The 12,877-nt window shown below is 66.2% G+C and carries 13 protein-coding genes; 3 read left to right on the plus strand and 10 right to left on the minus strand.

Annotation, left to right across the window (positions count from 1 at the left end):
• Positions 1-534 precede the first annotated feature (534 nt).
• From GII31_RS01645 to GII31_RS01655, 3 genes are all read right to left on the minus strand, one after another.
• A complete protein-coding gene (locus tag GII31_RS01645; protein ID WP_322974139.1) occupies positions 535-885 on the minus strand; it encodes a GIY-YIG nuclease family protein in 351 nt (116 codons plus the stop codon).
• Positions 886-1,419: 534 nt separating this feature from the next.
• The gene (locus GII31_RS01650) at positions 1,420-1,983 is read right to left on the minus strand and encodes a GNAT family N-acetyltransferase (RefSeq protein WP_213246198.1); all 564 of its coding nucleotides are present in this window, start codon (positions 1,981-1,983) and stop codon (positions 1,420-1,422) included.
• A 219-nt stretch (positions 1,984-2,202) separates the two neighbouring features.
• Complete coding sequence (locus GII31_RS01655) at positions 2,203-3,294, minus strand: hypothetical protein (protein WP_213246200.1); 1,092 nt, start codon at positions 3,292-3,294, stop codon at positions 2,203-2,205.
• 154 nt (positions 3,295-3,448) lie between these two features.
• Between GII31_RS01655 and lpdA the strand changes: the two genes are divergently transcribed.
• Both lpdA and GII31_RS01665 read left to right on the plus strand, forming a co-directional pair.
• Positions 3,449-4,834 (plus strand): dihydrolipoyl dehydrogenase, encoded by a 1,386-nt coding sequence (lpdA, locus tag GII31_RS01660; protein ID WP_260840241.1) that lies wholly within the window; start codon positions 3,449-3,451, stop codon positions 4,832-4,834.
• An 88-nt stretch (positions 4,835-4,922) separates the two neighbouring features.
• Entirely contained in the window at positions 4,923-5,795 is an 873-nt protein-coding gene (locus GII31_RS01665; RefSeq protein ID WP_213246204.1) for a DNA-3-methyladenine glycosylase family protein, read from the plus strand.
• A gap of 10 nt (positions 5,796-5,805) precedes the next feature.
• On the opposite strand, the gene GII31_RS01670 is transcribed toward GII31_RS01665, so the two are convergent.
• Positions 5,806-7,725, minus strand: coding sequence for an ABC transporter ATP-binding protein (locus GII31_RS01670; protein WP_213246206.1), 1,920 nt, complete (start codon positions 7,723-7,725; stop codon positions 5,806-5,808).
• 73 nt (positions 7,726-7,798) lie between these two features.
• Between GII31_RS01670 and soxR the strand changes: the two genes are divergently transcribed.
• Positions 7,799-8,308, plus strand: coding sequence for a redox-sensitive transcriptional activator SoxR (gene soxR / locus GII31_RS01675; RefSeq protein WP_246222057.1), 510 nt, complete (start codon positions 7,799-7,801; stop codon positions 8,306-8,308).
• Between the two features lie 494 nt (positions 8,309-8,802).
• Here the strand turns inward: soxR and GII31_RS01680 are convergent, their stop codons facing one another.
• The 6 genes from GII31_RS01680 to GII31_RS01705 form a co-directional block, all read right to left on the minus strand.
• Positions 8,803-9,594 (minus strand): ABC transporter permease, encoded by a 792-nt coding sequence (locus tag GII31_RS01680; RefSeq protein ID WP_260840242.1) that lies wholly within the window; start codon positions 9,592-9,594, stop codon positions 8,803-8,805.
• Positions 9,594-10,316: an ABC transporter ATP-binding protein gene (locus GII31_RS01685; protein ID WP_213246210.1), complete on the minus strand. Its 723-nt coding sequence runs from the start codon at positions 10,314-10,316 to the stop codon at positions 9,594-9,596. Before GII31_RS01685 ends, GII31_RS01680 begins: the two co-directional genes overlap by 1 nt.
• Positions 10,313-10,825 (minus strand): hypothetical protein, encoded by a 513-nt coding sequence (locus tag GII31_RS01690; protein ID WP_213246212.1) that lies wholly within the window; start codon positions 10,823-10,825, stop codon positions 10,313-10,315. The genes GII31_RS01685 and GII31_RS01690 overlap by 4 nt, the downstream gene beginning before the upstream one ends.
• 114 nt (positions 10,826-10,939) lie before the next feature.
• The gene (locus GII31_RS01695) at positions 10,940-11,617 is read right to left on the minus strand and encodes a helix-turn-helix domain-containing protein (protein ID WP_213246214.1); all 678 of its coding nucleotides are present in this window, start codon (positions 11,615-11,617) and stop codon (positions 10,940-10,942) included.
• Positions 11,617-11,958, minus strand: a complete 342-nt coding sequence (locus GII31_RS01700; protein ID WP_213246216.1) for a cupin domain-containing protein — start codon at positions 11,956-11,958, stop codon at positions 11,617-11,619. Before GII31_RS01700 ends, GII31_RS01695 begins: the two co-directional genes overlap by 1 nt.
• Complete coding sequence (locus GII31_RS01705) at positions 11,958-12,800, minus strand: class I SAM-dependent methyltransferase (RefSeq protein ID WP_213246218.1); 843 nt, start codon at positions 12,798-12,800, stop codon at positions 11,958-11,960. The genes GII31_RS01700 and GII31_RS01705 overlap by 1 nt, the downstream gene beginning before the upstream one ends.
• Positions 12,801-12,877 lie beyond the last annotated feature (77 nt).

Consider the following 12,877-nt stretch of genomic DNA (forward strand, 5'->3'; position numbering starts at 1 on the left):
CGAAATCTGGTGAGCGGACAATGTTGCCTCCACCGGCCAGGTGGTCGGTGTCTCGGGTACCGGAGGTTGACGCGATGATGCCGCGCGCAGACGGCCGGTGGATGGTTAGCGAATGCAAACAAGGACCGATTGAGTTTTAGACCGAGACTACCCGCTCCATCTGGCTCGAATTACGCCTCTCTTGCACGGATTCCACTTCGTGAATTCTTGGCAGGAAGGCCTGCCGTGGCCCAGATCGGTTCCGGTATCGGACAACTCATCAACTTCGTCGAAGACCTGATCAACCCGACTCGAAGTGGCGGCGGTAACGATGGTGGAAGCGGATCAATGCCCACCTTATGATTCCGGGGTAGCCGTCGACGTTGCCATGTCTCGAGTGGCACCACCGCCGGTCCCCGTGGGTGGGTATTGTCTTCTCACCAGGTTTCGAGGCTCGCAGGCTCGCACCTCAACCGGAGGGATGGTTGAGGTGCGAGGAGTGTTGGCGGCAAATCTCGAAACCCGTTGACATGGTGATGTCGCCGACGGTCGATCCTAAGTGTCGGTGGTCCGAGGTTTGCCGGTTCTGCGCCGTGACAATTCGGAGATGAGCTCGAAGTCGCCGAGCATCAACGCTTCCCGCTTCTTACGCGACCAACCCTGGACGCGCTTCTCCCACGCGTATACCTCTGCCACGGAATCGGTTTCGGCTGCCCAGCGCAGAGTGACGGGCAGACGCCTTCTGGTGTATTCGGCACCTTTGCCGGCGGCGTGCTGTTGGAGGCGGTGTTCGAGGTTCCGGGTGCTGCCGACGTATGGCGTTCCGTCGCGGCATTCGAGAATGTACATGTGCGCCATGACGACATTCCATCGTGCGATCACGATCACGTCGAATGCGTTGTCCACAGCCCTGTCACCCGCCACCCTCGCCGGTTGAGGTGCGAGGAGCGTTAGCGACGAGCCTCGAAACCTGGCGAGCGGACAATGTCGTCTCACCAGGTTTCGAGGCTCGCAAGCTCGCACCTCAACCGGCAGGGTGGGGAGGTCCTGCCGGGGTCGTCTTCGGTGAGGAGTGGGCCCGTACGCGGTTACGAGGAGTCGCCGTGCCACTGTGATCAACCGAGCAACACGTCGGGTGAGCGACTGGTGGTTGATTGTCGAGCACAAAGAATGGTGCTCTAGTTTTCGACCCACCGGGCGATCACTCTCTCCTTTTCTCTCGAGCCATGCTGTTTCCACTCGAATTTAACTTGGTGAATTTCTGGTGGAAGGTACTTCAATGGCTTAGATCGATTCCGGTATAGGACAACTCATCAGTTTGATCGGTCCGTGATCAACCCGCCGCGTAGCGGAGGGGGCGGTGGCAATGGAGGTGGGGGCGGAAACCCGTCTGTCGATGGTTGAGATGATGCCTGTGAAGCCGTGACCGATCGGCCGGGGTCACAGTGACCGGCGCATGATGATTCTGGGGAAGCCGTCGATCACCGATGTGGTGTCGCCGGCTTTCTCGAATCCGGCTTGCTCGAACATCTTTCGGGTTCCGACGTAGGCCATGGTGAGGTTGACGCGTTCGTCGCCGTTGTCGACGGGGTAGGCCTCGATTGCCGGCGCACCGTGATCGCGGGCGAAGTCGACGGCCCCTGCGATCAGGGGCGCCACCACGCCGCGCTTACGGAAACCGGGCCGGACCCGTACGCACCACAGTGACCACACCGGCTGGTCGTCGAGATGGGGGATCTTGCGGTTGCGGGCGAAGGTGGTGTCCGTGCGCGGTGCGACGGCGGCCCATCCGACGACGTCGTCGCCGTCGTAGGCGAGGACCCCGGGCGCCGTCTTCCGGCCGCACAGATCACGCACGAACTCACCGCGTTCCGGTCCGCGCAATGCGAGGTTCTGTTTCGACGGAATCCGGTAGCTCAGGCACCAGCAGACATTGGCATCGGGCCGTCTGGGTCCTACCAGGGTGCGCATGTCGTCGAAGTTCGATGCCGGTCGTATCTCCATGAGTCGATGGTCGCGCACAATGCGGTCAGGTGCTGTCCGGTTTCGGCGGGATATTCGTATCCGGGCATGGCGTCTCAGGAGGTTTCGAGGCCCGTCGCCAAGGTTCTTCACACTTCGGCCCCGCACACTTCGGCCCCGCACACTTCGGCCCCGCACACCTCGGCCCCTTACACTTCGGCCGACGTGGGGGCAGCGTGAGTTCTCACCCGGCGTTGCCGCTTACGTCAGGGCGTTGAGGATGTCCTCGAGTTCGGGTCCCGGGGAGATGGTGATCGACAGCTTGTGCTCGGTCGACTCGGCGCGGGAGATGCGGGTGATCTGGCCACGATGCCAGTGGTAGATGTTCGCGGACACGCCGTCGGCGGTGTTCTCGTGGTGCTGGGCGGTGATCGAGGCGAGTTCGTTGATTGCGCCGATCGCGGACGGGCCGACGATACGGTGTACGAAGATGCGGTGCCTGTCGGGTATGCCGAACACCACCCCGTGCGGGGCGGCGGCGCCCCGGTAGACGTGGTGGGCGAGCGATCGCATCGTGAGGACCTTCGACGCCACGAACACCGACGCACCGCCGAGTGCGACCAGCGAGCCGCTGGTGGATGTGGCGACGCGGTCGAGCGGTTCGGCTTCGACGTTGCCGATACCGATGGTGAACAGCCGGTCGCGGCCGCGAGCGTCGACCTGGGCGGCGTCGAGGTAGATGACGTCGTCGTGGTCGTCGACTGTCATGTCGGGCGAGATCACCCGGAACGGGTTGGTGGGGACGGTGTGTGCCGCCGGGAACCGGTCGGTGCGCGGTTCGTCGACCATCACCATCTCGGCTGCCGACCCGGGCCTGGGCAGAGGGGGGAACCGGGTGGTGGGTGCGTCATCGGGAGTTGTCCCGGGCTGGCGGAATCCCGGGCGCGCGGTCCGTGCGGGGCTCGGGCGGCGAAGCCGTTCGACGCACAGCACGACACTCAGGTCGTCGGAGACGGGCCGCGCGTACGACAGGTCGGTCGCCGATACCGCGATGCTCGCGGTGGGCAGTACCCGGGCCCTGACCTGCATGTCGAGTTCGGCCGACGTCAGGTCGTCGATGCGCAGGTCCGATCGCAGCGCCATGAGCGCGTCGAGGTGGCCGCTGATCGCCTGGGTCCAGTTGCCGCGCGTCGTCGACGCGCACAGTCGCACGATCTCCTCGAACCGGTACACGGTGCCGTCTGCACAGCGCAGATCGGTGGCGTCGTCGACGACGGCCTCTGTTCCGTGGCCGGCGAGATAACGCAGGCAGAAGCCGCGGATCCAGTCGAGGTCGTCCGAGTGCAGGGGCACTCCAACACGCTACCTTCACCTGCTTGTCGATGCTCATCCCGACCTGTGTCCGGGCGGTCGGGACCGACCCGGAGGCGAGGGCCGTCACCGAGGGCTACTACCGAGTACGCGGGAGCCCTGCGCGGCGATCGGTGGCGGACGTAGGGTAGGGGGCGTGTCTGAACACTTCCAAACAGTTGTCCTGGGTGCTGGTCCAGGTGGGTACGTGGCCGCGATCCGGTCTGCTCAGCTGGGCATGAAAACTGCCGTCATCGAAGAAAAGTACTGGGGAGGTGTGTGCCTCAACGTCGGGTGTATCCCCTCCAAGGCGTTGCTGCGTAACGCCGAACTCGCACATGTCTTCAATCACGAGGCCAAGACGTTCGGTATCTCCGGTACCGCCACCTTCGATTTCGGCGCCGCCTTCGATCGCAGCCGCAAGGTGTCCGACGGCATCGTCAAGGGTGTCCACTTCTTGATGAAGAAGAACAAGATCACCGAGATCGACGGCTACGGGGTGTTCACCGACGCCAAGACCATCACCGTCGGCGACCGGGTCATCACGTTCGACAACGTCATCATCGACACCGGTTCCACCGTGCGGCTGCTGCCGGGTGTCGAGCTGTCCGAGAACGTGGTCACCTACGAGACCCAGATCCTCACTCGTGAGCTGCCCGGTTCCATCGTGATCGTCGGAGCCGGCGCCATCGGTATGGAGTTCGGCTACGTTCTGGCCAACTACGGCGTCGACGTCACCATCATCGAGTTCATGGACCGGGTGTTGCCCAACGAGGACGCCGACGTCTCCAAGGTCATCGCCAAGGAATACAAGAAGCTCGGCGTCAAGATCCTCACCTCCACCGGAGTGCAGACGGTCACCGACAACGGCGACGACGTGGTGGTCACCTATAAGGATGCCAAGGGCGCCGATGGTTCGGTCACCGTTGACAAGGTGCTCATGTCGGTCGGTTTCGCCCCACGCGTCGACGGCTTCGGTCTGGAGAAGACGGGGGTGGCGCTCACCGACCGCGGAGCCATCGCGATCGACGACTACATGCGCACCAATGTCGACGGTATCTACGCGATCGGTGACGTGACCGCCAAGCTGCAGCTGGCCCATGTCGCGGAGGCTCAAGGTGTGGTGGCCGCCGAGACGATGGCCGGTGCCGAGACGATGACACTGGGCGACTACCGGTTCATGCCGCGCGCCACGTTCTGTCAGCCGCAGGTCGCCTCGTTCGGCCTGACCGAGGCGCAGGCCAAGGACGAGGGTTACAGCGTCAAGGCCACCCAGTTCCCGTTCTCGGCCAACGGCAAGGCGCAGGGCCTGGCCGCGACGGCCGGCTTCGTCAAGCTGATCACCAACGCCGACACCGACGAGCTGCTCGGTGGACATCTGGTGGGCGACAACGTCTCCGAGATGCTGCCGGAGCTGACCCTGGCCCACAAATGGGATCTGACCGCCAAGGAACTGGCGCGCAATGTGCACACGCACCCGACCCTGTCGGAGGCGTTGCAGGAAACCTTCCACGGCGCGATCGGACACATGATCAACCTGTGAGACCTGCCGGTCCGCACAAGAACCCCACCGATGGTCCGGGGCATCGCAGCACTGTCGATGCCCGGGGCATATCGGTGGGGTTTGTGACATGACCAGCCGCCTCTGGGTACCGCCCTGGCCCCTGGATGTGCGCGCCACCGTCGACGGTCTGCACCGCGGCTCGGGTGACCCCTCGATGCGGTACGCGCCGGACGGATCGATCTGGCGGGCCTCGTATACCCCTGACGGCCCCGGGACGTTACGACTTCAGTCCGGTCCCGACGGCGTGCGTGGCACCGGTTGGGGGCCGGGTGGGGAGTGGCTGGTCGAGCGTTTTCCCGAAGTCCTTGGTGCACTGGATAATCCGGAGGAACTTGTCGCCGATGATCCGGTGGTTGCGGCGCTGGTGCGGCGGGGACGCGGCTACCGGATCGGCCGCACCGGCCGGGTGTGGGAGGCGCTGGTGCCGGCCATCCTCGAACAGAAGGTGGTGAGCACCGAGGCGTGGCGGGCGTGGCGATACTTGTTGCGGCGCTTCGGCGAACCCGCACCCGGGCCGGTCGCCGAGTCGATGCGGGTGCCGCCCCCGCCGCAGGTGTGGGCACGGATCCCGACGTGGGAGTGGCATCGCAGCGGCATCGAACCGGTTCGGATGCGCACCATCCGCGGGGCGACGTCGATGGATGCCGAACGCCACCCCGACAAGCTGACGGTGCTGCGCGGGGTGGGTCCGTGGACGGCGGCCGAAACCCGGATGCGCGCCGTCGGCGACGCCGACGCGGTGCCGGTGGGCGACTTCCACATCCCGAAGGTGGTGGGGCAGACGCTTGCCGGCACTCCCGTCGACGACGCCGGGATGCTTGAACTTCTCGAACCCTTTGCCGGACAACGCGGTCGGGTCGTGCGGCTGTGTGTGCGGTACGGTACATGGCCGCAACGCAAGGGCCCCCGCATGTCGGTGCGCGACTACCGGTCGCTGTAGGCGCGTCACCTCACGCGTGCGCGAACTGGGTCCGGTACAGCTGCGCGTAGCGGCCGTCACGTTCGAGCAGGTCGGGGTGGGTGCCACGTTCGACGACGCGCCCGTCCTCGACGACGACGATCTCGTCGGCGGCCCGGATCGTGGACAACCGGTGCGCGATCACCAGTGATGTCCGCCCGGCCAGCGCTTCGGCGAGCGCGTCGGCGACCTCTGCCTCCGACGTCGAGTCCAGGTGCGCGGTGGCCTCGTCGAGGATCACGACGGCCGGTTTCGCCAGCAGCAGCCGGGCGATCGTCAGCCGCTGTCGCTCGCCACCCGATAGTCGGTATCCGCGTTCTCCGACAACGGTTTCCAGGCCGTTCGGCAACATCCGCACCAGGTCGTCGAGCCGGGCCCGCCGGAGTGCGGTCCACAACTCGTCCTCGGTGATGTCGGGCCTGGCCAAGGTCAGGTTCGCGCGGACGGTGTCGTGGAACAGGTGTCCGTCCTGGGTCACCATCCCGACAGTGCGATGCACCGAGGTGCCGGTCAGTTCGCGGACGTCGACGCCGTTGAGGGTCACCGATCCGGAATCGACGTCGTACAACCGGGTGGCCAGCGACGCGATAGTCGACTTGCCGGCGCCCGAACTGCCGACGAGCGCGACCATCGTGCCGGCCGGAACGCTCAGGTCGACGTTGTGCAGGATCTGTGTGCCGCCCCGGCTGTCCAGTTGCGCGACCTCTTCCAGCGAGGCGAGCGACACCTTGTCGGCCGCCGGGTAGGTGAACGACACATCGGCGAAACGCACCGAGACACCGTCCCCGACACCGGGTACGTCGATCGCGCCGAGCTTGTCCTGGATCAGCGGTTCGAGGTCGAGGACCTCGAAGACCCGCTCGAAACTCACCAGTGCGCTCATGATCTCGACGCGGGCGTTGGCCAGCGCGGTGAGCGGCGCGTACATCCGGGTCAGCAGCAGTGCCAGTGAGACCACGGCACCGGCCGAAAGATGCTGGTGCACGGCGAACCATCCGCCGAGTCCGTACACCAGCGCCAAGGCGAGCGCGGACACCAGCATCAGTGCGCTGTAGAAGTAGCTCTGCAGCATGGCCTGCCGAACTCCGATGTCGCGCACCGCATCCGCCCGGTTGGCGAACTCGGCCGATTCGCGGTCGGGACGGCCGAACAATTTCACCAGGGTGGCGCCGGGTGCCGAGAACCGCTCGGTCATCTGCGTGGACATCCGGGCGTTGTACTCGGCGCTTTCGCGGGCCAGTCCCGCCATTCGCCGGCCCATCCGCCGCGCGGGCAGCACGAACACCGGCAGCAGGACGAGCGTGAGCAGGGTGATCTGCCAGCTGATCGCCAGCATCACCGCCAAGGTCAGGACGAGTGTGACGACGTTGGACACCACCCCGGACAGGGTGTCGCTGAAGGCGCGTTGCGCGCCTATCACGTCGTTGTTGAGGCGGCTGACCAGCGCGCCGGTACGGGTGCGGGTGAAGAAGGCGACCGGCATGCGCTGCACGTGGTCGAAGACGGCGCGGCGCAGATCCAGGATCAACCCTTCGCCGATGTTGGCCGACAGCCAGCGGGCGCCGATGCCGGTGACCGCCTCCGCGACCGCGATCAGCGCGATCAGCACCGACAGGCCGATAATCGTGCCACCCGCCGCCGGGTCGGCGTCGGTGATCAGGTTGACCACCCGCCCCGCCAGAAGCGGGGTGATCACGGTGAGGACCGCGAGCAGCACCGACAGCGCCAGGAACACGACGATCCGGCGCAGGTGCGGGCGGGCGAAGCCGCCGATACGACGCATGGTGACCCGCCGGTCCGTCGTGTCGGTCGGGCGTGCTCGGCGGCCGCGTCGTCCGCCGCCTCCTGCTTCGTGGGCGGGGTCGTGGGCGGCCTTGTACATGACGTCCCACGCCACGGATTCCATGCTCATCGGCTGACCTCGTTTCTGTTCATGACATAGAGTTCACTTCATCAAGTGCACTTGACGTCAAGAGGTGATGGCGGTGGGCGAGGTCGCTGCGGAGGGAATCTGGCTGAAGCCGGGTCAGGTGGCCCGGCGCGCGGGTGTGGCGGTCTCGACGTTGCACTACTACGAGGAGTTCGGGCTGATCAGCAGCCGGCGGACTTCGGGAAACCGCCGGGAGTATCGCCGCGACACGCTGCGCCTGGTCGCGTTCATCCGGGCATCGCAGACGCTGGGCATCCCGCTGGCACGGATCAAGGCCGCGCTCGACGATCTGCCGCACGATCGGCCGCCCACCAAACGGGACTGGGCTCACCTGGCCGCGGATTGGCGGGCCGACCTCGATCAGCGCATCGAGCGGTTGATCGCGTTACGTGACAATCTGGCCGACTGCATCGGGTGCGGGTGTCTGTCGCTCACATCGTGTCCGTACACCAACCCCGGAGATGCGCTCGGCAGGGAGGGACCGGGAGCCCGCAGGCTTCTGCCCGAGACCGCGTGTCCGAGTGGTCCCGACTGTGCCGATCCGGCGCTCCGATCGTGTACCTGATGCCCAGGGGATCGGCCGGGCAGGGTGGATCGGCCGGGCAGGGTGGATCGGCCGGGCAGGGTGGATCGGCCGGGCAATGGCACCCGGCGGTCGGCGCGCGGCGCCGCACGTGGCGGCCCTGCATTCATCGGCGGAAATTCCGCCGATACCCCCTGCGTCTGCCGTCTGCCGGAATATAACGCGCCATTGCCCGACCCGTCTCCCCGGATTGCATCGATCTGAAATCACCTGAGTGAAAACTGATCGTGTGGTAAGTAAACACTATCAGTGGACATCTGTCCAGACCTCCGGGTACGGACAGAATTGGCAATGACGAAGTTCGTTACTCGATGCGCAGCAATACAGAATAGTGAATACTATTCTGTATGGGTATCCGGGATCGGGACTTTCGACTCTATATGCCATCGTGGTAGGTAATTGTATTCGGCCACAGTGAAACTCGCGTATATATGCGAACTCGGACATACCTGCGAGGGCCCGCGATGTCCGGCCCGTCACCGGCGGCGCAGCCGTGCTGTGCCGCAGGCTATCGCGAACATCGCCACGGCGACACCGCCGCTGTAGGCGATCGCGCCGTTGATTCCCCAGGGCGGCATCAATACGATCGCCTGACCGGTGCCGTAGACGCCGTTGAGGAACGGCATATATCCCTGAATTGTGTACCCGTTGGGAATCAGCGCGATCGTGTTCTCCACGATGTACACCCAGCCGAGCAGGATCGCCACCGACGCCGCCGGATTCCCCACCACCGCGGCCACGCCGAGGGAAATTCCCACGGCCGAGACGGCGTACACGGGGATCGTGAGAACGAACCGCAGCCCGTCCGCCGACAGCAGATCGACATCGCCGTACACGGTCGGATAGAAGGTGGGCAGTGCGATCATCGTCAACGCGGCCAGTGTGACGGTGCACACCGCCGCCCCCACCCCATAGAACACCCAGCGGGCGGCCACGCCCGTCCAGGACCGCGGAAACAGGATGCGGCCGAGATCCCCGAGATCGCCGCGATCGGCGGTGGCCTGTGTGTATGCGGCCACACAGCACCACACGGTGACCGTGAACGTGAGAATCCAGTACACCGAGTTGGTGGTGCCCACGGGCACCACCTCGACATCGCCGGAGACCTTCGAGAAGTGTTCGGACACGGTGGCCACGACGACGGTGACCACCAGAGGCAGCAGGACGGCGCCGGGCAGCACCACCCCGAGCAGGACACTGCGGCGTCCGCCCGTGCGCACCCGCTCCGCGTTCACCGCGCGCCGCAGCTGACCGAGTGCGGCCGGCATCACCGGATCTCCCCGATCGTGCTCAGGTAGGCGTCCTCGAGTGAGGCGTGACCGTCGATGAACTCGTCCACGCCCGCATCGGCGACGATCCGGCCGCCGTCGACGACGGCCACCCGATGACCGCTGCGCCGTACCTCGTCGAACAGGTGTGAGGCGACCAGAACGGATCGGCCGTCGGCGGCGAGGTCGGCGAGCAGCCCGCGCATCCAGCGAATACCCATGATGTCCAGTCCGTTCAGCGGTTCATCGAGAATCAGGGTCGGTGCGTCACCGAGGAGCGCGCCGGCGATACCGAGGCGCTGCCGCATCCCCAGCGAGTATCCCGTGACCGGCCGGTCGGCGGCCGAGGTCAGCCCGACCGCCTCCAGCACGGCCCCGACCCGGGCAGGGTTGATTCCGGAAGCCGTTGCCAGCCAGCGCAGATGACGGACGCCGGTGTGGCCGGAGTGGAAACCGTCGGGGTGCAGGTGGGTGCCGATCTGGGCGAGCGGGCGCGGGGCCCGGGCGAGCGCGGCGCCGTTCACCGAGATCGTGCCCGCCGACACGGGCACGATCCCGGCGATCGCGCGCAGCAGCGTCGACTTGCCGGCCCCGTTGCGGCCCAGCAGGTAGGTGACCTCGCCGCCCGCCACCCTCAGGCTGGCCTCGCGCACGATCTCACGGCCCGCCAGCCGAATACTGACCCGATCGATCTCGATCCCCGGCGAGAGCGCGCCGGTCACCGATTGCAGTAGATGTTGAGTCCCACCGCCTTGACGCCGCTGCACAGCGACGTGGCCGACAGCTTCCAGTTGCCGTCGAGCTTCTTGAATTCGATGGTCATCCGGATCGTCGGCCGGCCCGACGAACCGCTGTTGAGGGTGGCGGTCGCGCTGTTGCCCTGCTGGCGCAGCGGTCCGGTGAGGTTGTGCCAGCCCAGCGGCGGCCGGAACAGGCCCAGCCGGTACACCGTCTTGGGTACCACCACCGCGTTCATGCCGCCTTCGACATTCGCCGCCTTGGCCTTATCGGAGGCGTTGGTGGCCACCAGGAACGTGACGATGTTGCCGAGATCGGTGAGCGAGGGCGTGGCCGAGGTCACCCGGTAGTCGGCGGGCAGCGTGCCGGAGGGTGTACGCACCGTCGGTGCCGCGGATGCCACGCCGGTCGTGCCGACCAGCGCGGTCGCGGCGGTGGCGGTGAGAATGGCAACCGCGGCAGTCGATGTGGTAATCGCTGGGTGGGTATTCATGTGTCTCCCCTTGAATCTGATTGTGGATGGGTCGGTGAAAGGTCATCAGTGAAAGCCATCAGTGAAAGGTCAATGCCGAGAAGGTCAGTGCCGAAAAGGTCAGTGCCGAAAAGGTCAGTGGTGGGCGGTGGCGCGGGACAGGCGCAGGGTGATCTCGCAGTCGCCCTCGGGTGCCGGGGCCACGTGTACCCCGTACTGGCCCGGCAACACCGGTGAGCTCGCCTCGATCGCGTATTCCACGGCGCCGCGGGCGATGCCGCGGGCGATCTCCGGGTGGGTCGCCCCGATCTGCCGAAGCGGGCACGAGCACATGGTGATCTCGTGGGTACCGAAGGCGCTCATCATATTCGACACCTTGAAGCCCAGCATGCGCAGCGCTTCGGCGGTGACCGTGGCGGGATCGGGAACCAGGGCCGGATCGGTGGTGGTCACCGGCTGAGTGTGCGCGGCACCGGCGAGGACCCGCGCCGCCCACTGCCGTCCGGCCAGCGCGCCGGTCTGCTCCCGTTCGGTGGTCGAACCACCGAGATGGCCGAGCAGGATGTTCAGCAGGTCGTCGACGGCCAGTTCGTTGACGGCGACGTAGCCGGTGCGCGGCCGGCCCGCGGACTCCGAGCGCAACTGCACCGCAGTCGCCTTGCCGTCGTCGACGAGGTTGCGCAGGTGGAAGCGGGCGGTGGTGACGTGCACCCCGACCTGCTGTGCTACCTGCGCGGCGGTGACCGGCCCGTCGGCGACCCGCAATACCCCGAGAACGGTAGCCCGCGGATCACCGGATATGCTGGGACTCATTACGATCCGCTTGATTCGAGCACAACCAGGGTGGCGACGGCGTCGGTGTCGGCGTGCAGCGAATGAACTACCTTGGCATCGACGTGCACCGCGGAACCGGGCTCGAGCACGATGCTCGCGTCCCCGATGGTGAAGTCGATGCGACCGGTCTGTCCGAACACCAAGATCGGTTTGCCGGCCCGATGATCGGGCATGGTCTGGCCGGCACGGAAGGCGAGCCGGATGACGATGACGTCCTCGTTGCGCCACATCATCGAGATATCCGGCCGGGCCGAATCCACGGACGACCCGTCGAGCGCGTTCAGTCCGGTGATCTCGGTGAACGGTGCCGTTTCGGTCATCACACACCGTCCTTGGCTGCCACGATCTCGATGGCGGCCAGATTGTCGCGGTACTTGGTGAAGGTGGCGCGCATTCCGAGAATCCGCTTGCGGGCCTTGGGATTGCGAATCACGTTGCCGACGAAGCGGAGGGTGCGCAGCACGCCCTCGTCGGCGATGACGCGACGCGGTTCGAGCAGTGCCATCGGCGCGAAGGCCACCTTCTCAACGGTGAATCCGTTGTCGGTGAACAGCTTTCGCCACTCCTGCTCGGTGAGCGGGCGGGCGTTGACCTTGATGGAGCGGGCCAGCGACTTGCGGATCTCGGTCTTCTGATCGTCGGACAGGGTGTCGGGGTTGAGCGCGAGCTCGTGGATCGCGTACCGCCCGCCCGGGCGCAGCACCCGGTGCGCCTCGGCGACGATCTGTGCCTTGGCGCGGTCGGACTGCATCGTCAGCATGGCTTCGCCGACGACGGCGTCGGCCGAGGAGTCGTCCAGGCCGGTGGCGGCGGCGTCGGCCTGGACCACACGGCCACGATCGCCGACGGCCTGTGAGGTGAGGGCGACCGCCGCCGGATCGGCTTCGACGCCGATGTAGCCGGCGGGGTTGCGTCCGAGGATCGACACCGCGGTCTTGCCGAGACCGGGTGCCAGTTCCACCACTTCGGCGCCGCCGAGACGGGCGTCGTCGAGGAGCTGTTCGGTCAGTGCCAGACCGCCCGGGCGCAGGACCCGCTTGCCGAGCCGGGCGAGCAGCCAGTGGCCGGGCATGTCCTCGGGTTTGCGGCCCGCCAGCGGGAGGTCCGCCGTTGCTGTGTGGGTGCCGGGTGTGTTGCTGCCGGATGTATGGGTGTCGCCCATGGTGCGCTCCCTGGTGTGGGGTGGAAGGGCCTCCATATTTAGAGGATTTAAACTACTCTAAATCATCTAAGTGCGGG

Source organism: Gordonia pseudamarae (genome assembly GCF_025273675.1).
Lineage (GTDB): Bacteria > Actinomycetota > Actinomycetes > Mycobacteriales > Mycobacteriaceae > Gordonia > Gordonia pseudamarae.